This window comes from Mesorhizobium sp. M1227 (genome assembly GCF_040318315.1).
Taxonomy (GTDB): Bacteria; Pseudomonadota; Alphaproteobacteria; order Rhizobiales; family Rhizobiaceae; genus Mesorhizobium.
Map to the genome: position 1 here is coordinate 138,383 of NZ_JAMYLZ010000011.1, position 19,002 is coordinate 157,384.

Annotated in this window: 27 protein-coding genes and 1 tRNA gene; 13 read left to right on the forward strand and 15 right to left on the reverse strand. The window is 64.0% G+C overall.

Translation table 11 applies throughout. The annotated features are described in order from the left end of the window. Positions 1–7: 7 nt before the first annotated feature. Positions 8–841 (forward strand): SMP-30/gluconolactonase/LRE family protein, encoded by an 834-nt coding sequence (locus NKH28_RS16250; protein WP_352979629.1) that lies wholly within the window; start codon positions 8–10, stop codon positions 839–841. Between the two features lie 26 nt (positions 842–867). Here the strand turns inward: NKH28_RS16250 and NKH28_RS16255 are convergent, their stop codons facing one another. Both NKH28_RS16255 and NKH28_RS16260 read right to left on the reverse strand, forming a co-directional pair. After that, entirely contained in the window at positions 868–1,209 is a 342-nt protein-coding gene (locus NKH28_RS16255) for an antibiotic biosynthesis monooxygenase family protein (RefSeq protein ID WP_352473025.1), read from the reverse strand. Positions 1,210–1,380: 171 nt separating this feature from the next. Beyond that, a complete protein-coding gene (locus tag NKH28_RS16260; protein WP_352539895.1) occupies positions 1,381–1,899 on the reverse strand; it encodes an EF-hand domain-containing protein in 519 nt (172 codons plus the stop codon). Positions 1,900–1,922: 23 nt separating this feature from the next. Between NKH28_RS16260 and NKH28_RS16265 the strand changes: the two genes are divergently transcribed. Continuing rightward, on the forward strand, positions 1,923–2,345 hold the full coding sequence (locus NKH28_RS16265; protein ID WP_352539896.1) for a DUF3606 domain-containing protein: 423 nt from the start codon (positions 1,923–1,925) through the stop codon (positions 2,343–2,345). A gap of 36 nt (positions 2,346–2,381) precedes the next feature. Here the strand turns inward: NKH28_RS16265 and NKH28_RS16270 are convergent, their stop codons facing one another. Further along, positions 2,382–2,930 (reverse strand): DNA-3-methyladenine glycosylase, encoded by a 549-nt coding sequence (locus NKH28_RS16270; protein ID WP_352979632.1) that lies wholly within the window; start codon positions 2,928–2,930, stop codon positions 2,382–2,384. A gap of 94 nt (positions 2,931–3,024) precedes the next feature. Beyond that, positions 3,025–3,354, reverse strand: coding sequence for a hypothetical protein (locus NKH28_RS16275; protein WP_352682364.1), 330 nt, complete (start codon positions 3,352–3,354; stop codon positions 3,025–3,027). A gap of 242 nt (positions 3,355–3,596) precedes the next feature. On the opposite strand from NKH28_RS16275, the gene NKH28_RS16280 reads away from it, so the two are divergent. From NKH28_RS16280 to NKH28_RS16290, 3 genes are all read left to right on the forward strand, one after another. Beyond that, on the forward strand, positions 3,597–4,115 hold the full coding sequence (locus NKH28_RS16280; RefSeq protein WP_352979634.1) for a metallophosphoesterase: 519 nt from the start codon (positions 3,597–3,599) through the stop codon (positions 4,113–4,115). 50 nt (positions 4,116–4,165) lie between these two features. After that, positions 4,166–5,461, forward strand: a complete 1,296-nt coding sequence (locus NKH28_RS16285; RefSeq protein ID WP_352979636.1) for a cytochrome P450 — start codon at positions 4,166–4,168, stop codon at positions 5,459–5,461. Positions 5,462–5,534: 73 nt separating this feature from the next. Continuing rightward, on the forward strand, positions 5,535–5,849 hold the full coding sequence (locus NKH28_RS16290; protein WP_352979676.1) for a hypothetical protein: 315 nt from the start codon (positions 5,535–5,537) through the stop codon (positions 5,847–5,849). A 106-nt stretch (positions 5,850–5,955) separates the two neighbouring features. Here NKH28_RS16290 and NKH28_RS16295 read toward each other — a convergent pair whose 3' ends face one another. The 5 genes from NKH28_RS16295 to NKH28_RS16315 all read right to left on the reverse strand — a co-directional run bounded on the left by NKH28_RS16295 (position 5,956) and on the right by NKH28_RS16315 (position 9,119). Beyond that, positions 5,956–6,189: a hypothetical protein gene (locus NKH28_RS16295; RefSeq protein WP_352474765.1), complete on the reverse strand. Its 234-nt coding sequence runs from the start codon at positions 6,187–6,189 to the stop codon at positions 5,956–5,958. Between the two features lie 38 nt (positions 6,190–6,227). Next, entirely contained in the window at positions 6,228–6,437 is a 210-nt protein-coding gene (locus tag NKH28_RS16300; protein WP_352474763.1) for a hypothetical protein, read from the reverse strand. Between the two features lie 274 nt (positions 6,438–6,711). Beyond that, positions 6,712–7,701 (reverse strand): DUF2332 domain-containing protein, encoded by a 990-nt coding sequence (locus NKH28_RS16305; RefSeq protein ID WP_352979638.1) that lies wholly within the window; start codon positions 7,699–7,701, stop codon positions 6,712–6,714. 257 nt (positions 7,702–7,958) lie between these two features. Continuing rightward, a tRNA-Arg gene (locus NKH28_RS16310) sits at positions 7,959–8,035 on the reverse strand. Between the two features lie 163 nt (positions 8,036–8,198). Continuing rightward, a complete protein-coding gene (locus tag NKH28_RS16315) occupies positions 8,199–9,119 on the reverse strand; it encodes a zinc-binding dehydrogenase (protein ID WP_352979640.1) in 921 nt (306 codons plus the stop codon). 203 nt (positions 9,120–9,322) lie between these two features. On the opposite strand from NKH28_RS16315, the gene NKH28_RS16320 reads away from it, so the two are divergent. Further along, positions 9,323–10,129 (forward strand): AraC family transcriptional regulator, encoded by an 807-nt coding sequence (locus NKH28_RS16320; RefSeq protein WP_352979642.1) that lies wholly within the window; start codon positions 9,323–9,325, stop codon positions 10,127–10,129. Positions 10,130–10,162: 33 nt separating this feature from the next. Here the strand turns inward: NKH28_RS16320 and NKH28_RS16325 are convergent, their stop codons facing one another. After that, positions 10,163–11,053 (reverse strand): D-alanyl-D-alanine carboxypeptidase family protein, encoded by an 891-nt coding sequence (locus NKH28_RS16325; protein ID WP_352744800.1) that lies wholly within the window; start codon positions 11,051–11,053, stop codon positions 10,163–10,165. 247 nt (positions 11,054–11,300) lie between these two features. Between NKH28_RS16325 and NKH28_RS16330 the strand changes: the two genes are divergently transcribed. Next, a complete protein-coding gene (locus NKH28_RS16330; protein WP_352979644.1) occupies positions 11,301–12,407 on the forward strand; it encodes a hypothetical protein in 1,107 nt (368 codons plus the stop codon). 75 nt (positions 12,408–12,482) lie between these two features. After that, positions 12,483–13,103: a nucleoside triphosphate hydrolase gene (locus NKH28_RS16335; RefSeq protein ID WP_352979674.1), complete on the forward strand. Its 621-nt coding sequence runs from the start codon at positions 12,483–12,485 to the stop codon at positions 13,101–13,103. Positions 13,104–13,146: 43 nt separating this feature from the next. Here the strand turns inward: NKH28_RS16335 and NKH28_RS16340 are convergent, their stop codons facing one another. The 4 genes from NKH28_RS16340 to NKH28_RS16355 form a co-directional block, all read right to left on the reverse strand. After that, complete coding sequence (locus NKH28_RS16340; RefSeq protein ID WP_352979646.1) at positions 13,147–13,479, reverse strand: hypothetical protein; 333 nt, start codon at positions 13,477–13,479, stop codon at positions 13,147–13,149. Positions 13,480–13,570: 91 nt separating this feature from the next. Further along, entirely contained in the window at positions 13,571–14,275 is a 705-nt protein-coding gene (locus NKH28_RS16345) for a glutathione S-transferase family protein (protein WP_352979648.1), read from the reverse strand. A gap of 135 nt (positions 14,276–14,410) precedes the next feature. Next, positions 14,411–15,619 carry a beta-ketoacyl-[acyl-carrier-protein] synthase family protein gene (locus tag NKH28_RS16350; RefSeq protein WP_352588683.1) on the reverse strand — a complete coding sequence of 403 codons (1,209 nt, stop codon included), beginning with the start codon at positions 15,617–15,619 and terminating at the stop codon, positions 14,411–14,413. 4 nt (positions 15,620–15,623) lie between these two features. Continuing rightward, positions 15,624–15,878, reverse strand: a complete 255-nt coding sequence (locus NKH28_RS16355; RefSeq protein ID WP_023677013.1) for an acyl carrier protein — start codon at positions 15,876–15,878, stop codon at positions 15,624–15,626. A gap of 202 nt (positions 15,879–16,080) precedes the next feature. Here NKH28_RS16355 and NKH28_RS16360 point away from each other — a divergent pair, with 202 nt between their 5' ends. From NKH28_RS16360 to NKH28_RS16380, 5 genes are read left to right on the forward strand one after another with little or no spacing between them, the layout of a single operon-like run. After that, positions 16,081–16,923 carry an urease accessory protein UreD gene (locus tag NKH28_RS16360; protein ID WP_352979650.1) on the forward strand — a complete coding sequence of 281 codons (843 nt, stop codon included), beginning with the start codon at positions 16,081–16,083 and terminating at the stop codon, positions 16,921–16,923. Positions 16,924–16,951: 28 nt separating this feature from the next. After that, positions 16,952–17,254, forward strand: coding sequence for an urease subunit gamma (locus tag NKH28_RS16365; RefSeq protein ID WP_023677011.1), 303 nt, complete (start codon positions 16,952–16,954; stop codon positions 17,252–17,254). 19 nt (positions 17,255–17,273) lie between these two features. Further along, complete coding sequence (locus NKH28_RS16370) at positions 17,274–17,531, forward strand: DUF1272 domain-containing protein (protein ID WP_352449491.1); 258 nt, start codon at positions 17,274–17,276, stop codon at positions 17,529–17,531. Between the two features lie 28 nt (positions 17,532–17,559). Then, positions 17,560–18,153 carry a HupE/UreJ family protein gene (locus tag NKH28_RS16375; RefSeq protein ID WP_352449490.1) on the forward strand — a complete coding sequence of 198 codons (594 nt, stop codon included), beginning with the start codon at positions 17,560–17,562 and terminating at the stop codon, positions 18,151–18,153. Between the two features lie 7 nt (positions 18,154–18,160). Further along, on the forward strand, positions 18,161–18,466 hold the full coding sequence (locus NKH28_RS16380) for an urease subunit beta (RefSeq protein WP_352449489.1): 306 nt from the start codon (positions 18,161–18,163) through the stop codon (positions 18,464–18,466). A 26-nt stretch (positions 18,467–18,492) separates the two neighbouring features. Here NKH28_RS16380 and NKH28_RS16385 read toward each other — a convergent pair whose 3' ends face one another. Then, positions 18,493–18,987: a hypothetical protein gene (locus NKH28_RS16385; RefSeq protein ID WP_023677007.1), complete on the reverse strand. Its 495-nt coding sequence runs from the start codon at positions 18,985–18,987 to the stop codon at positions 18,493–18,495. Between the last annotated feature and the right edge of the window lie 15 nt (positions 18,988–19,002).

A 19,002-nucleotide genomic window follows, 5' to 3' on the forward strand; every position in this document is an offset into this window, starting at 1 on the left:
GGTGCGCATGGCAAAGCCGTTGCTCGAAATGTCGGCCGCGAGGGTCTTCTTCGATGGCATCTTCACCAGCCCGCGCATCGCCCATCCGGAAGGCGTGGCCATCCATCGCGACGGCTCGATCTGGTGCGGCACCGAAACCGGCGACCTGCTGCGCTTGGCCGCCGATGGCGGCTCGGTCGAACGCATGGGCGGTACGGAGGGCTTTCTGCTCGGCATCGCCTTCGATAGCGCGGGAAACTGTTTTGCATGCGATTTGAGACATTCGGCGATCTTTCACTGGGATGCCGCGACGGCTGGTATGCAGCGCTTCGCCTCGGCCGGCATCCGCGTGCCGAACTATCCGATCGTCGACGAGACACGCGGCTGGCTCTACGTGTCGGACAGCCTCGGCGAAGACAACCGCTCCGGCATTTTTCGCTACGATTTGAAGACCGGCGAAGGCGGCCTGTGGTGCAGCGAGACCATGGCCTTCGCCAACGGCATGGCGATGGCGCCGGGTGGCGATGGGCTTTACGTCGTGGAAAGCCATGCGGCCTGCCTCAGCTATGTGCCAATCCGTGCCGACGGCACGGCAGGACCTCGCCAACTCGTCGTGGACGGCGTGAGCAACGTTCCCGATGGCGTCGCCTTGGCGCCGGACGGGTCGCTGTTCATCTCATGCTACGAGCCCAGCCGTATCTATCGCTGGCGAAAGGATAGCGGGCTCGAGGTGCTGATCGAGGATCCGGCGGCAACGACGCTCGCCCACCCAACCAACATTGCCTTCAAGGGCGACAAGCTCTACACCGCAAATCTCGGCCGCTGGCACATCACCGAAATCGACTTGACGGCGATTTCCTAGATCGGGCCGAACCGGGCGGCGCTGCCCTATCCCAGCCGCCCGTGACTCGATCGGATGCGCAACACCTGCACCCGCGACGGCAGCTCGATCAGGAACTCTTCGTCCCGCTCGAGATGGTGGATTTTTGTCGGATCGCCGCCGGTGAACGCCGCCATCGCCTCGACGTTTTCCCAATAGGAGATCGTCACGAATTCCGAATGGGTCGGCGTGTCCTCGCGAAAGGTCTGCACGCCCAGCGCCTTCTCGATCAGCGGCTTGATGCCGGCCTCGTAATTGTAACTCTCGTAGGCATCCGCCTTTTCAGGCGCGGTTCTGCCGCGCCAGATACGAGCGATGGTCGGGGTTTTCTCCGTAGCTTTCTCTGTCATGGCCAATGAATTCCTGCTGGTCTGCTTGGTCCGCGGCGTTCGGCAAGGCCAGCCAAGGAACGCATCTCCCCGGCTGGCAGCCTGGTATCCAGTTGCCGGCGACTTTTTATCCTCCCCGGCCGAACGAGCTCGCGCTGCCCCAGACAGGCCTCCTGCCGACCGGCAGGAGACTTACTCCTGATCCTCGGCGCCGCCTCCGTGGAAGAAGGACCGGATTTCCTGCATGTCGACGCTGCCGTCACCGTCCTCATCGACGGCGTTGAATATTCGCCCGACGAAATCCTGGACTTCGCTCTGAGAAAGCGCGCCATCGCCGTCCGCATCTACTATGGCGAACATCATTCGCATCTTCGCGCCATGCATCCCGCGTGGAATGCCGCCGCGCCCTCCCATCTCCCACCCTCGCTCAGGCGGGCCCATCCTGTAGTCGCGATGCCAGCGGTCGGGACCTCGCCGTTCTGTCCAGGGCGCGCGATCTTCCTGCATTCTCTCCTCCAGCATCTCAGTCATCATCTGGCGCATCATATCGCGCATGGCATCCTGGCTCTGCCCGATCACTCCGGGCGACGGTTCGGCGCCACGATCCGGTGCCGGCGCGGCGGGCGCAGGTGGGCTCGTCTGGCCGAATGCCGGCGCGGCCAACATGGCCAGCGCCGCGACAATTACAGTGGTTTTGCTTGCGAGCGTCATCGTATTCTCCATCGGTATGAATTGTGGCCGAATATGTCTGCATCCAAGCCAAACCGGCTGCTCGCCTCATGGTTCCTGGGCAGTCGGCACAACGGCGGAAAAGTCCGCCCGATCGCGGCAACGAAAGCTCGTTGTCCACGTTGCCATGGATGGATGCGACGCTCCACCAGGAGGAAAAAATGGCCGACGATAAGAGCAAGCGAGATTTCCGCGAGCGCGACCGCGTTTCTACGGAAGACGACCGTGAAGTCGAGTATTTTGCCCAACAGAACGGCATCACCGCCGATCAGGTCCGCCAGCTGATCAAGAGCTTCGGCAATGATCGCGGGCGCCTGACCGTAGCTGCGAAGGCATTGCGAGGGATTTCACCTGCCGGAGCCGACGAGGTGACCAGGGAAGCCCGCCAGCAGGCGACACCCATGCATCTCGGCAAACCCGACGAGTGATGCCGGGGGGCAACTGCTCTGCCGCTGCCGCGGGCATCAGAACTTGCGGCTCAAATAGTCCGAGCCGCGCAGTCCGAACCGCCACTCGGCATCGACAGCCTTGGAAATGCCGATCCGGCGGCCTGTCAGAACGGCGCCGGCTTCGCTCGGCGGCCTGAATTCGAATGGCGGCAGGTCCAGCGGCAGCCCGTCATAAGATTTGTCGATAGCCAGCGCCTGGCAAAGGCGGCCCGGTCCCGAGCAAAGCAGCCGGGGATCGTCAACGCGGCGATTGGCCCGCATCACCTCCAGCCCTAATCGCGGTTCGATTGCGCGGACAAGCACGGCACTGCCGGGCAGGCAGACGGCATTGAGGCACCAATGCAGGCCATAGGAGCGATAGACATACGCGCTGCCAGGGGCGCCGAACATTGCGCCGTTGCGCACCGTCCTGCCACCGAAAGCATGTGAAGCCGGGTCATCCGGGCGATAGGCCTCGGTCTCGACGATGCTGCCGCCAACGCCGTGCAAAAGCAGCATGGCGCCGATCATGTCGCGCGCTACGATGGCGGCATCTCGAGCAAAGAATTGATGGGTGGTGGTCATTGTGCGGCAGACTCGATCGCGCCTGGACCTGGCGCGTCAGCAAGTTCCCGGACCGGACACGAAATGTCCAGCCACAGCTCTCGGATGAAGGTATTCAGCGCAGCATGGCTGCGCCGATGAAAACCGCCGCGGCCAGCACGACGATGGCGGCAATCACCAGGACCGGCCAATATCTGCGCGGTTGGACGTCGGGCTCATCCTTCAGCGGGCGCATCGCATTGGCATAGCTCGCCTGGTTGGTAAACTTCGGCGTTTCATGGCGCGCGGCAGGGCTCTTCGGCGGAGCGTTGCCGGCGGATTCCGCGTCCGTTTCCATGGGAGCCGCAGCCGGATCGATGCCCGGGGTCTTGTCCCCTTCGCGCCCGGCATCGATATCGCCCCGCGCCTGAGCCGGGCTTCGCCCAAGAGGTGCTGCGTCGGTCATCGTCGAGGTCCTTTCAGAGCATCGGCCTCAAGCATTCTAACCTGCGTCTCATTTCAAAGTTCCCCCGTTTCAAAGTCCCCCGTTTCAAAGTGCCCCCGTTTCTAAGTGCCAACGAGCGGAAACCGCCTGGGCCTGCTTCCAGGAACAACCGGCGATCGAGCGGGTTGAGCAAGCATCGGGAGAGCAACATGGACTTGGTGCGCCACGCGCCCAGATCGGCAGTTCGAAACAGGCTCCAGCGCATGATCTACTTCACCGCCGACACGCATTTCAGCGACCCGCGCATCCTGCGTATCGACCGCCGCCCGTTCGGCTCGCTGGCGGAACATGACCGGGCCCTCATTGCGTTCTGGAACGAGACTGTCGGGCCGGACGACGAGGTCTGGCATCTCGGCGATTTTGCCAGGGGATCGGCCGCGTTCGTGTCGTCGCTTCTGGCGTCTCTTCATGGCAGCAAGCATTTGATCATCGGCAACAACGATGCTGCGGCCACCATCGAGGCCACGGGTTGGGCGAGCACGCAACACTACAAGGAGCTGGCGCTCGACGGCAGCCTGCTGATCCTTTGCCACTACCCTTTTTCGCACCTGGAACCAGATCGGCAGGACCTGCATGGCCACTCCCACGGCAGGCTGACCCCGGTCACGCGCCAGTATGACGTCGGCGTCGACAGCTGGGATTTTCGTCCGGTCACGCTGACCACCATCCTGGCCAGCCGCGGCCGAAGGGCGGCGCGGCAAAGCCGTCAAAAAGTCGAGTGATCGAAAGTGCCGGCCGTGCGTTGAGGAATTTCAACGCCAGGGAGCACGCCATGAACAGACGTGAACTGATCGATGCCGATGGCGGCAATCATGCCGCAAAACCCATTCCGCGCGCCGCGTTCGATAGCACCTTGGCCCTGCTGCACGAAGGCTATGACTTCATTTCGGCCCGCTGCCGGCGCATGAACACCGACATCTTTGCCACGCGCCTGATGCTGCGGCCGGCAATCTGCGTCCGCGGTGCCGAGGCTGCCGAGATGTTTTATGGCGGCGACCACTTCACCCGAATTGGCGCGATGCCGCAGACCACGCTGCGGCTGCTGCAGGACAAGGGCAGCGTGCAGGCGCTCGACGGCGCCGCTCACCGCCACCGCAAGGCGCTTTTCCTGTCGATCCTGTTGGATGGTGACCAGATCGAGCGGCTCCGCGCAACCTTCCATCGCGCCTGGCTCGACCGACTGGAAGACTGGCAACGGCGCGACGAGATCGCCCTGTTCGACGCCGTAAACCTCGTCCTGACCCAGGCGGCAGCGGCTTGGGCCGGCATCCCCGCCGACAAGGATCGCGCCGAACTCTGCCGCGAGCTCAGCGGCATGGTCGAGAACGCCGGCGGCATTGGGCCGTCGACCGTGCTGGCGCTGTGGCGGCGACGCCGGACCGAACGCACTATCGGCGAGCTTGTACGGCGCGTTCGAAGCGGCGCGCTTGATTTGCCGGCAAACAGCCCGGTCCGCCTGGTCAGCGAACATGTCGATGCCGAGGGAATGCCGCTCGATCTTGCCAGTGCCGCGGTCGAAATCATCAACATTATCCGTCCAATCGTCGCCATCGGCCGCTTCATCATGTTTGCGGCGCTGGCGCTTCACCAGCACCGCCAATGGTATGACAAGTTCGCCGCCGGCGATGACGACGGGCTGGAAGCCTTCGCCGAGGAGATTCGCCGGCTCTACCCGTTCTTCCCGTTCATCGGCGGCCGCGCCCGCCACCCCTTCGAATGGAAGGGCTACCGTTTCCACCAAGGCGACTGGGTCCTGCTCGACCTGCACGGCACCAACCATGATCCGCGCCTGTTTGTGGAGCCGGACCGATTTATCCCGGAGCGCGGCTTGAGCTGGAAAACCCACGGCTTCGACTTCATCCCGCATGGCGGCGGAGATCCGGCGACTACCCATCGCTGCCCCGGAGAAGCCGTCACCGTCGCGCTGATCATGGAAGCGGTTCGCCTGCTGACGCGGTCGATGGCCTACCAGGTGCCTGATCAGGATATGACCGTCTCGCTTGCCCGCATGCCGGCGCGGCCGAAATCCGGGTTCAGGATAGATAATGTGCGGCGAAAACCCGGCTGAAAGGCTGCCGGTCGAACCGGAACCTCTGCGGAGCTGAGGCGTTCGAAAATTGCAAGGCGTAAAGGCAAACGCAATGGCTCAGAAGATCACGACAGGCGCGAACGACCGGCCGCGCAATGAAACCATCGGCCAATCCGGCGAAGGCCTGCCGGACGACAGCAGCAGGTCGCTCGAGGTCGACGAAGGCTGGGTCGCCCGGCTGAGAAACAAGCTGCAGGGCAACCCCCGGCAAGCCGCTCAGACCAACACGGACGAAGTCCCCGCAGGCACTCCAGGCGCTGGCGAGAATATTTGCCGCCGCTGTGCAGGGTCAGGCATGATCGACGGCCGCACCTGCCCCGAATGCGGCGGAACCGGCAAGGTGATGACGCCGATAGGCGGAGGCTGAGCAATTCCAGGAAAAGTGTGAAGCGGTTTTCCGTCCGATATCTGCGTCAAACAATAAGATGGACCGGTTCTGCGTTTCCGCGGAACGATGAACCGTCCAGCGCCGGTCAGATCGCCGGCACCCACTTCCAGAACACGCCCTCCTTGCGGTCGGGGTAGTGCTTGAACTCGCATTCGAAGCGCCAGCCATAGTTCTTGGCGGTGGCAAGCGCCTCCTTGCTGACCGGGTTCATGCCGGTTCCCGGCGCAAACCAGTCCTCCAGCAAGTCGTCGGGGATATAGGCGCCGATCCTCAAAGGCAGCTTTTCGAGGACGACATCCATTTCAGGTGGTGCAGGCACGGGGGCGCTCCTTTGAAACCTACCCGCGAAGAAGCCGTTTAACGCCAAGCGGGTTCATTCTTCTGTTCATAGTCCTGGAACGCCTTCTGGAGACCGCCGATCACCTCGGCGGACGTCTCGAACATCGCCTTCAGCTGCGGCTCATCGACCTTCTCGATGTCCTCGCGAAGGTGCTGCTTCACCTCCTCCAACTTTTTCTGCATTTTCTGCGTGTGGTGGCGCGGATCGCGGTCGGCAGCGCTAGTCATGATCAATCTCCAATTTGTGGATCTCGGAGAACTCGCCCGGCTCTGAGGATCGACAGGCGGGTTTGCAGCGTAAACGGCTTGCCGATAGCTGTGGTTCCCGACTGCGGATGCGGTCTTCGCGCGCCCAACGCGCTGTTCCTGGGTTCAACCGCCCGGTAGCAAGTCCGAAGGGCGCTTGCCGCGAATTCAAGACGCAAGCAGTGGCAGACGAGCATTGATGAAACTGAGAACTGATGGCGTCTCTGGCCAAGGACGGCAATCCACGACCTATAGCCTACGCCTCGTCCGCGATCCATTCGAGCGAGGCGCCATGCGGGTCAGTCCAAGCTACAGGGGAGCCGTTCGCAGATAGGAGGAAGCGGCCAGGCGGCCAGCTTGTTCCGGCGCGTGTGGCGATGGACGGGAAGACGCGAGGGAACTCGTTCGATACCCAATAAGGCGCGAGACGCATCGCCTGCTCGGCGAAAGCTTCTCTGTCACCAAGGTCGGAGACATAGTCGAGGACGGCTGTGTGAAAGATGACGAGTGTAGCGTCGTTTGGCGCTTCGTTGCAGAGTTGCACGAGGTCGCTCCCGCGCAGGTCGCCCTTCACCACCCGAGGCTTGACTGTGGCAGCGATCTTTAGGGCCGCCCGCAGATTGGCAAGCCGTGCTGTCTGTTCCGGCCAGACCAGTGTCTCAAGCCATGCGACTTGCGAGTCGTCCGAAGCATCTATCGGGCTCAGGTCCAATCCAGCCCGCCAGACGACTTGCGGCAAGGCCGTCGGCAATGGCGTTGTTTCGCTAGCGAGGCATCGGAAGACAGGCGGCTCCAAGGCCATTGCAGGTGCGCGGATCACCTTGCGTCCGTAGTCATAGCCGTAGAGGTCGGGCATGAGGCAGAGCCCTGCGGAGGTCCCGACCTCGATGAGGGCCAGCGGCTGCGGCAAACGTGCCAGGACGGGGAGCAGGGTGGCGCATCTTCCCGGCTCGTTGGTTTGCGTTGAGCGCTCGAGCATGAGCGAGCGGATAGCGTCGGGATTAGCCTGAAGCGCCTGGCGAAGCTCGGTCCACCCTGTTGGCGTGCCGAACAAGTGACGCACCGCTGCAAGTAGAAGGTTCGGTTGCCGCTTTAGGTCCGGAAGAGTCGACAGGAAACCGAGCGCCTCCCGATCCCCAGCGACTGCCCGAGCCAACTCCTCGTAGAGCGGCGAGCGACCGCGAGCTTCCGTATCGGCGAAGCGAATATATCGGGCTGAGATCCCGGCCAAGCCCTCCTCGTCCATATCCGCTGATCCTCGGTCCCGACGTCCCATCACAATACACGATCCACGGATCTGATTGGACCAGGCCACGGCGTTTTTACACAGGCTTGACCCCAGCGGACTTGCCGCGGTCGCCTACTTAACCCTTGCGTTATGAGGTCGTACGCAATCCAAAATCTGGGGAACTGTCCCTAATTGGTGTCTCACCCAGGGATGCGGTCCACCATGTCTCCGGTATAAACCGCAACCCATGTCTCCGGGTTGGACAATTTGAGATTTGGCGCACCCGACAGGATTCGAACCTGTGACCTCTGCCTTCGGAGGGCAGCGCTCTATCCAGCTGAGCTACGGGTGCTTTCAGGATCGGTGATCCCAAAAACGAACCAGCCGGTAAACCGGCCAGCCACGGCTTCTTAGCGGAAGCTGGCGCCGGCTTCAACGGGCAATCGCCAGCGGGCTCAAACTGCCGTAGCAGCCCGGGGGAGACAGACACCGTCCCGTCCGGCGCCACCGCCTGCTCATTCTGTCACGGTAAGCACTGCCTTGCCGCTGATGCTGCGCTGCCGCAGCGCGTCCAGGGCTTGGCCGACGTCCCGCCACGGCACGGTGAGGACCACACGCGTTTCGAGCCGGCCGGCTGCGATCAGCGCGAGCAGCGAGGCGATGTCGGCGCCAACCTCCGGACCGGAAGCGTAGTAGGCGAAGGTCTGCAACCGCGCACCTTCGTGCCCCGGAACGAACTGGCGGAAGCCGATGGGCGTGAGTTCGCCGCTGCTCGAGCCGAACATGACGACGGTACCGCCGGGCGCGACCCGTTCGATCGCGTGGGCGAGGCTATCGCCGCCCACCGATTCGGTAATCAGCGAGAACAGTCCTTCGGCCAACTCGATCGTTTCGACGACCCGCTCGGCTCCGAGGCCGCGGAGATCGTCGGCATGCCGTTCAGCGGCGACCGCCACCACCGACGCGCCCTGCTGGCGGGCGATCTGGATCTGGAAACGGCCGACCGCGCCGCTTGCGCCGGTAATCAGGACCCGCTGGCCGGCCAGGTCGCCGCCGAGGCGCAGGGTCCGCAGCGCGGTCGTGCCCGCGACCGGAACAGTGGCGGCGGAGACGAAGCTGACGTCGTCCGGCAGGACGGCGAGGTGGTCGGTCGGAACGGCGACCCGTTCGGCCCACCCGGCCTCGTCGACCAGAGCCGCAACCCGGGCGCCGACGGCCGGCCCGGAGCCGTCGGCCGCGGCGCGCTCGACAATTCCGGCGACGTCCTGGCCAGGCACCCAGCCGTTCGGACGGATGTTGAGCAGGCGCAGTTCGCCGCGGTTCAGCGAGACTGTCCGGACCGAGACCAGCGCCTCATGCGGGGCGGGCTCGGGCTCGCCAAGCTCGGCGAGCCGCAACCCGGTGGCGCTGTCGGAAGATGTGACCAAGGCGAGCATTGGTATCGTCCCTTCTTGCTGCGTGGCGGACGCCAGCCTGTTTTCGTGCGCCGGGCTTGTTGGTCCGACGTTCAGAACGCAAGCAGGGCATGACTAAATGGAAGCCCGCCTGGTCGGCTTCTGAGTAGCTCATCCCTAAACTATCGACTTTCCTGCTTGAGTAATTTAGATATCCTGGCAGTCGATCGCTAAAATCAGTCAATATGAGACAGCCTCTCCGCTACCCCTGGCCATTCGATCCGGATGATGTCCTCGCCCCGGCAATCGCCGTGCGCGTTGACGTTACCGAAACCGGGGCGGAGGTGCCGGACCACCACCACCGCAAAGGGCAACTCGTCTTCGCGCTGGGCGGTGGCGTCACATGTCGCGTCCCCAGCGGCCTGTGGATGGTGCCGCCGCATTGCGCGGTGTGGATTCCCGGCGACATGGAGCACAGCAATATCGCGACCGCCAATGCCCGGATTTTCTTCGTCTATATCGAACCGGGAGCTACCGACTTGCCGGACCGGTGCTGCACGCTTTCGATCACGCCGTTGCTGCGCGAGCTCATCATAGAGCTGACGGATCGCGTTGAGGACGATGACGCGAGGGGCGAGCTCCTGACCAGGGCTCTGCTCACCGAACTGCCGCGCATGCCTGTCCAGCAGCTGCATTTGCCGATCTCGTCCGAGCCGCGCTTGAGGCGCATCGCGGCGGCGTTGGCGCAAGATCCTGCCGATCGCAGCACCCTGGCGGAATGGGCCAGTCGCGTCGCGCTCAGCGAGAGCAGTCTCGCACGTCTCGTGGTGAAGGAGACAGGGCTGACCTTCGGGCGCTGGCGCCAGCAACTGCACCTGATCGTCGCAATGCGCGAGCTGGCCTCCGGCGCCAGCGTGCAGCAGGTTTCGGCCGATCTCGGTTACGAATCGGTCACCGCCTTCATCACCATGTTCAAGAAAGCGCTTGGCAAGCCGCCGGCAAAGTATCTCAGCAGTGTCGCGCAAAACGGCGGCTCTGCGTTTGTCGCCTGAACCCGCACGCGGTCAACACTCGGACTTCAACTATCACTGCTCCTCGGCATACAGCAGCCGCGTCTTTGCCTCGGAGGTCGGCAACAGGCTGCGCTGGATCAGCGCCTCGACGTGGTCGTTGCGCTGGCGCGCGCTGTCGGCGCCCATCACCACGATGATCAGCCTGTGCCCGTCCGCATTATAGGAGGTGACGATGTTGAAGCCCGAAGCCCTGATGTAGCCGGTCTTGATGCCGTCGACCCCGCGCACCCGGCCGAGCATGTCATTGTGGCCGCGCACCAGCCTGCCGCGGAACATGAAGTCGCTTTCAGAGAAATAGTGGAAATGCTGCGGGAAGCGGGCGTGCAGCGCCATGCCGAGCACCGCCATGTCGCGCGCGCTCGTGTGCTGGTCGCCGTCCGGCAGGCCCGAGGCGTTGCGGAACACGGTGCTGCTCATGCCGATCTGGCGCGCCTTGGCGGTCATCATGCCGGCGAACGCCTCTTCGCTGCCGCCGAGATATTCGGCAACGGCGACCGCCACGTCATTGGCCGATTTGACGATGATGGCGCGGATCGCCGAATCGACGTCGATGGTCTCGCCGCGCCTGAACCGCAGCTTGGTCGGCGGCTGCCGGGCGGCGTTGTCCGACACCGGAATTTGCGTCTCCTTGCTGATGCGGCCCTGGTCCAGCGCCTCGAACAGGAGGTAGAGCGTCATCATCTTGGTCAGTGACGCCGGATAACGCGGCGCCGTCGAATTGACCTCGAACAGCGTCTTGCCGGTGCCGGCATCGATGACCATGGCGGCATATTTCTGCGGCGGCGCCGGTACCGCCAGCACGCTGTCGGGCGGCGTGACAGTCGTGCAGCCGGCAGCAAACAGCAGCAGCGCCAGCACAGCGACGCATTTGTGGATGGACGAAAAGAACCGGAAGGCGGACAAGTCAGTTCCGAAGGCAGGCAGTTTCTGAGACGAGGCGAAGCTATCTTAACGCAAAGGCACAGTCCATTTGGTTAATATCGGTCGGGCCTGGATTGGTGCCCTGTCCACAGGCCCATGTGTCGGCTGTGCCGAGCCGCCTGATGTGAATTCCCGGCCACCGCGCTTGCGCAACCGGCGGCGAGTGGGCTTTGCTGGCGCCGGCAGAATCGGGCCGCCAGAATCGGGCTGGCAGAATCGGTAGGTGCACATGGATACGGTCACGATCACGGCGACGGGCATTTCGGTATCGGTCGATCTTGCCGTCGGCCATCTCGCCGACATGACGGTCGATATCGATGGCCGCCGGCTGAAGCCGCTGCATCGCGCACCCTGGGTCGGCGAGCCGCGCGAGATGCTGCCGAAAGACCTGCCCGAAGGGACGGTCCACCTGTCCGGCGATTTCCTCTGCGCACCCTTCTCGAGCAGCGACGTCGAAGCGGCACCTTTGCATGGCTGGCCGGCAAATAGTCGCTGGGACGTCGTCGACAGCGCGGCAACGGCCGACGGCTGGCGCGCCGTCTTCCGCCTGCAGCGCCCGGTCATGGGCGCAACCGTCGACAAGATCCTGACCTTGCGCGACGATCATCCCTTTCTCTATCAGGAGCACGTCTTTTCCGGCGGCGCCGGCGCCATTCCCGTCGCCCACCACCCGATGACGGTGATGACGGCCGGCGGCAGGCTAGCCTTCTCGCCGAAGCGCCTTGCCGCAACGCCGAGTGAGGCGCCGGAGCCCGATCCGGCCCGCGGCCGCTCGTTGCTCGCCTACCCGGCGCGAACCGCCGACCTGACGCGCTTTCCCGCTGCCGACGGCGGCACGATTGACCTGACCACCTATCGCATGGACCAGCTGCGTGAGGACTTCGTCACGCTGGTCGAAGCCGACCATGGCGGACCGGGCTGGACGGCGCTGGCGCGCCAGGCGGAAGCCGACCTCGTGCTGGTGCTGAAGAACCCGGCCGAACTGCCGGTCACCATGCTGTGGGTCAGCAATGGCGGGCGCGACTATGCGCCGTGGAGCGGCCGCCACCGCGGCGTGCTCGGCATCGAGGACGGCCGCACGGCCGTCGGCCACGCCGCATCGCTCGGCGACAATTGGCTGAAGCGCGAAGGCGTGGCGACCGCCTTTGCCCTTTCCGAAGGGCGCCGCTTTTCGTTCCGCCATGTCATCGGCGCGCTGCCTTGGCCATCCGGCGAGCCGCCGCACGACGTCACGACCTCGCCGGGCCGCATGCGCATCCTGGCGGCTGACGGTGCCGTGCGCGACATCGGCTTCGACGGCGATTTCCTGCGGATCGGTCAATCCAGGCCCGATTGAAGGCTTGGCACAATCCGGCGTTTGAAATTTCCGAAAACTGCCGCCAAAATGCGCCAGAACCACCGTAAGGGGCCAATGTCAGAAATCGCCCATATCGCTGCTGCCATTTTCAAGCGCGCCGGCAAGGCGCCGCGCTTCATCGTTGCCATTGCCGGTCCGCCCGGCGCCGGCAAGTCGACATTGTCGGCAGGCTTGCACGACCTGCTGCCGGAAGGCACGGCGGAAGTCGTGCCGATGGATGGCTTCCATTACGATGACGTCGTGCTCGATCGACGCGGCCTTCGCGCGCGAAAAGGTGCTCCGGAAACCTTTGATTTTGCCGGCTTCGAAGCGCTGCTGAAGCGCATCCGCGCCGGCGAGCCGGATATCGCCATCCCGGTCTTCGACCGCAGCATGGAGCTGTCGCGCGCCGCCGCTGCAATTGTCGCCGCCGACACCAAATTCATTCTGGTCGAAGGCAATTATCTCCTGCTCGACGAGGAACCCTGGACGCGGCTGGCGCCGCTGTTCGACTTCTCGATCTTCGTCGATGTGCCGCGCGCCGAGCTCGAGCGCCGACTGCTGGAGCGATGGCACGAGCACGGCCGCTCCGACGAGGACGCGCGCGCCTGGATTGCTTCCAACGACATGCCGAACATTGATCGCGTGCTTGCGCGTCGGCGGCCCGCTGACCTGGTGGTCGGTGAACAGGCCTGATCTGTAAGGACTATTGGGCCGGAACCTTAACACTTTCAGGCCGTTATCCCGGACACGGCAATTGTGCCGCATGAGGGAACGGTTCGATGGAAACCATGGCAAGAAAGCCTGCGCCCGCCAAGGGCAGGGCAACACGATCAAAAGCCACTCGAGTGAAAACCAGCGCCGGCCCGGCAGCAGCGGCCCGCTCCAAGGATGCGGCAAAGCCCAGCTTTGGCAAGGCGGCGCCGAAAAAGGTGATGCCTGCCGCGGCCAAAGCCGCTGCACCCAAGCCCAAAAGATCGGCAAGCAGCAGAGGATCGATCGCAGGCAGCGCAATGCGCACTGTTAAAGCAACGGCCAATGTCGCCGCCGGTGCCGTGCTTGCCACCGCCAAAGGTGCGGCGTCGCTTGCTGCTTCCGTAGTCGGCAAGGGCGGCTCAAAGCCCCGGACCAAGGCAAAATAGCCGAGCGGAATCGACGTAAGATCAGCTTCTGGCCGGAATGGTGAGGCCCCTCTGCACCGCCGGTCGGGCGAGGCCACGCTCCAGCCATGCGCCCACGCTGGGGAAATCGTCGAAACCGACGAGTTCCCGCGCCTCGTAGAAGCCGATCAGATTGCGCACCCACCCAAGCATCGAAATATCGGCGATGGTGTAATCGTCGCCCATGATCCAGCTGCGGCCCTTGAGCCTCGTTTCGAGGACGCCGATCAGCCGTCGCGACTCGTCGCGATAACGTTCCAGCGGGCGCTTGTCGGCGATTTCGCGCCCAGCGAATTTGTGGAAGAATCCGACTTGGCCGAACATCGGCCCGATCGAAGCCATCTGGAAGAACACCCACTGGATCGTCTCATAACGCAGCGTCGCGTCTGCCGGGACCAGCTGGCCGGTCTTGTCGCTGAGGTAAAGCAGGATGGCACCGGATTCGAACAAGCCGATCGGCTTGCCGCCCGGGCCGTCCGGATCGATCGTCGCCGGTATCTTGCCGTTCGGGTTCAAAGACAGGAATTCCGGGGTCCAGCTCTCGTTCTTGCCGATATCGACGGCATGCGGCTCGTAAGGCAGGCCAAGTTCCTCCAGCGCGATCGATATCTTCACCCCGTTCGGCGTCGGAAACGAATAAAGCTGGATGCGGTCGGGGTGGCTCGCCGGCCAGCGCCTGGCAATCGGAAACGCGGACAGATCGGCCATCGAAACTCCTGGTAGGGACCGCGCCGAGCGGCACGGTCATGGCGGGTCGCAGAGAGTTAGGCGCGACGCTTGGCGCGATCAATATGCGCATGGAAAGTTTCGCCGGCCCCCGTGAAGGACCCGCAAGGGGTGCGGTCACACGGCCTTGACCGCCAGCACCGCATTGGTGCCGCCGAAGGCGAAGCTGTTGCTGATCGCGGTGCGCACGGTGCGTTCGCGCGCCACGTTCGGCGTGATGTCGAGATCGCAGTCGGCGTCGGCTTCCCGATAATTGGCGGTCGGCGGCACGATGCCTTCGCGGATCGCCATCACGCAGGCGATCATTTCCAGCGCGCCGGAGGCGCCGAGGCAGTGGGCGTGCATCGATTTGGTCGAGGACACCGAAAGCTTGTAGGCATGGCCGCCGAACACGCGTTTGATCGCCGCCGTCTCGATCTGATCGTTGGCCTTGGTGCCGGTGCCATGCGCGTTGAGATAGTCGACGTCCTCGGGATTGAGCCCGGCATCGACGAGGCAGAAGCGCATCGCCGCCTCAGGCCCTTCGATGGTTGGCGCGACGATATCGGAGGCGTCGGCGGAAAGGCCGACGCCGGCGATTTCGGCAAGGATGGCGGCGCCGCGCGCCATGGCATGCTCATATGTTTCCAGCACCACCATGCCGGCGCCTTCGCCGAGCACGAGCCCCTGGCGGTCGGCCGAAAACGGCCGGCAGGTGTCCGGCGACAGTACCCGCAGGGCCTCCCAGCCCTTGAGGATGCCCCAGACCAGCGGCGCATCGGTGCCGCCGGCGACCATGACGTCGGCCCGGCCGAGCCTGATCTGATCGACCGCCGAGGCAATGGCGTGGTTGGATGACGAGCAGGCAGAGGTGATGCCGAACACCGGCCCGCGCAGACCAAGATTCATGCTGACATGGCCGGCTGCAGCGCCCGGCATTACTTTCGGGACGGTGAAGATGCCGGCGCGGTTCTTGCCTTCGAGCAGGATGGCGCGATAGTTCTCTTCGATTGCCTCCCAGCCGCAGACGCCGACGCCGACGATGGTGCCCATCCGGTAGGTGTTGGCCGCGTGCGGGTTCAATCCCGCCTGCTGTGCCGCCTCCCGCGCGGCGATCGTCGCCAGAAGGCTGAAGCGGTCCATCGACACGACCTGCTTGCGGTCGATGCCGTGCTCGGGAAGCGCCTTGATTTCGCAGCCGACCTTGACCTTCAGATCATGCAGCAGCGGATTGTCGATCGCGCCGATTGCCGAACGGCCGGCGCGCATTTCATTCCAGATTGCCGGTGCGTTGGTGCCGAGCCCGCATAATCCGCCGATGCCCGTGATGACGACGCGCTTGTGCATTCAGTCAGGCTTTTTTCGCGATCAGCGCGCGAACCGCCTCGACCATGTCGCCGACATTCTTCAGATTGCTCCAGGCATCGACAGTGTTCATCTCGATTTCGATGCCATACTCTTCCTCGAGATCGAAGATGATCTCCGTCAGTTCCAGCGAATGGATGCCAAGGGCGGTCAGTTCGGTACTGGTGGTGATTTCCTCGCCGCCCGGCTCGGCATGAGCCTTGATCTTGGCGATGATATCGTTTGCCAGCTGGTCAGCCATTCGGTTTCTTCCCCAACTCTGTCGTTTCCCGACGCCAACTGATCAGCGCCCCTTTTGTCCTCGATTACGTCGTCATCGTCGCCTTTTACCCCCGCCAGGCGCCGGTGACCGTACCAAGGTGGCTCCCTCTATAGAAACCGAAACGCTGTCAAGCAACAAGCTATATATCGACAAAGCCGCCGCAGTGCTTAACGTTGGTGTCGTGGATACGATCGCATATAGCTTGACTTCAGTGCCGCCGGCCCAGCGTGTTGCCGGCGTCGCGCGGCTTGGCTGCGACTGGAACGGAGGCCGCACGCGTCTTCGGCGTCTGTACCAGGACGGTTCGGCCAAGATCCGCATGCCGGCGGTCTCGGCCGATCCGCTCGAAGCCGTCCTGATCAACACCGCCGGTGGGCTGACCGGTGGCGACCGTCTCGCCTGGGAGGTCGATGTCGGTGCCGGCGCCTCCGCAACCATGACAACGCAGGCCTGCGAGAAAATCTATCGCGCCGCATCCGATCGCGCCGAAGTGCGGGTGCAACTGACTGTCGGGGAAAACGGCCACATTGCCTGGCTGCCACAGGAAACCATCGTCTTCGACCGCTCGGCCTTTGCCCGCAGCCTTGACGTGGAGCTTGCCACCGGAGCCGAGGCGCTGATCCTGGAGGCTACCGTCTTCGGCCGCCTGGCCATGGGTGAACGGGCTTCGCAAGGCCATTTCCACGACCGCTGGCGCGTCCGCCAGGACGGGGCGCTGGTCCATGCAGAGGAGTTCCGCATCGGGCCGGACATTGCGGCCACCTTGAACCGTCCCGCAGCGGCCGGCGGTGCCGTCGCCGTGGCGACGCTGCTGATGGTGTCGCCACGGGCAGAGGCTTTGCTCGAGCCGGCCCGGGGCATAGTTGGCGGCCAGGGCGGCGTCAGTTTCTGGAGCGTGCGGAAATCTGGCAAGCTTCTTGCGAGGCTCTTCGCTGAGGACGGCTACCAGCTCCGCAAGCGGCTGGTGCCGCTTGTCGAATTGCTCAACGGACGGGCGGGCCTGCCCAAATTATGGTCACTCTGATTTCGATTGTGCCACCGCAGGAAAAAGCATGAATCTGACGCCGAGGGAGAAAGACAAGCTGCTGATCGCCATGGCGGCGATCGTGGCCCGCAAGCGGCTCGAACGCGGCGTCAAGCTCAATCATCCGGAAGCGATCGCGCTGATCACCGATTTCGTCGTCGAGGGTGCCCGCGACGGCCGCGCGGTCGCCGAGCTGATGGAGGCCGGCGCCCATGTCGTCACCCGGGCCCAGGTGATGGAAGGCATTGCGGAAATGATCCACGATGTGCAGGTCGAGGCGACGTTTCCAGACGGCACCAAGCTGGTGACCGTGCACGAGCCGATCAGATAACACCGCCAAGGAGAGGAAAATGCTTGAGCTGCGTCCCAACTGCGAGTGCTGCGACAAGGATCTGCCGCCCGATGCGACGGATGCGGTGATCTGCACCTTCGAATGCACCTTTTGCGCCGACTGCGCACAAAACGTGCTCGGCGGCGCCTGTCCGAATTGCGGCGGCAACTTCTCGGCCCGCCCGATCCGTCCGGCAGCGCTGCTGACGAAATATCCGGCCTCCACCAGGCGCGTCCTCAAGGCAGAGGGCTGCGCTCCGGCCCGCAAGGCGGCGTGAGAGGTACTCGAAGATGGAAGCTACGCCGATGATCCCCGCCACGATGAAACGCTCAACGCTGTCGGCGGTCCTGCTGCTGGCGGCAGCAATGCCAGCCTATGCCCATGTCGGCGCCGGCACGGTTTGGTCCTTCACCGCCGGCTTCTCCCACCCGCTCTCCGGCCTCGATCACATGACGGTGATGATTGCCGTCGGCCTATGGGCCGCGCTCAGGGGCGACAAAGCGATCTGGGCATGGCCGCTGGCCTTCGTAAGCGTCATGCTGGCCGGCGGCGTGCTCGGCATGCTGCATGTGCCGATGCCTTTCGTCGAGCCGGCGATACTGGCGTCCGTCGTGGCACTCGGGCTGCTGGTTGCGCTCGCCGTCGATCTTCCTGTCTCGGCCGGCGTCGCCGTCACCGGCCTGTTCGCGCTGTTCCACGGCTATGCCCATGGCACCGAGGTGCCTGAGAATGTCGGCGGACTCGGCTATATGGCGGGCTTTGCCGTTGCCACGGCACTGCTCCACGCCGTCGGCATCGCGGCCGGTCTCGGCCTCGGCTGGCGCTTCCGCAGGCTTGCCCGCGCCGCTGGCGCCGCTTGTGCCGTGATTGGCGCCGGCCTCGCTTTCGGCGTCGTGTGAGGCCGCGATGATCCCCGGCGAAATCATCACGGCAAGCGGCGAGATCGAACTGAACAAGGGTCTGGCGACGGTCACCTTGAAGGTAGCCAACGGCGGCGACCGGCCGATCCAGGTAGGCAGCCATTATCATTTCTTCGAGACCAATGAGGGACTGAGATTCGATCGCGACAAGGCCCGCGGCATGCGCCTCGACATCGCTGCCGGCACCGCCATGCGCTTCGAGCCCGGCCAAGAGCGCGACGTTACCCTGGTGCCGTTCGGCGGCAAGCGCGAGGTCTACGGATTTCAGCAGAAGATCATGGGCGCGCTGTGAGATCGAAGGCGTCGAGCAGTTTCGGCTCAGCCGGGCGGCTTGGCCGCCGCATAGATGACGACCTTTCCCGGATCGTCGAATTCCACCGCCAGAACGTCCTCGGTTTGCACTCGCCGCGAATCGATGGCGTTGAACAGCAATGCGTTCGCCTCGATCTCCTTGCGCAGCTCGGCGATGTCGTCCCGATGTTGCCTGACCTTGTTTTCGATCGCCGGCGGCGGGCCGCCTTCGGTGCGCGCGGCATCGGTAAGAAACACGATATCGACCTTGTCGAGCTTGGATGTCTTGCGCACGGCGGCGATGTTTTCACGCGTGCGGTCGATCGCCGAACTGACCTTGCCGGCTTCCGCATTTGTCTGGGTCTCTTCCTGGCCGACCTCCGAGCCGACGATCCGGTTGACGGTCTCGGCGCTGTCGAGGCTCTGCGCGTTCAGCGCGGCGTGCGGAATGCTGGCTGCCAGAAACGCGGTCGCGGCAATCCCATGCAGCCATCTGGTGTCGGAGAAGGTGGTGATCGCCATCGCTCGTTCTCAGGG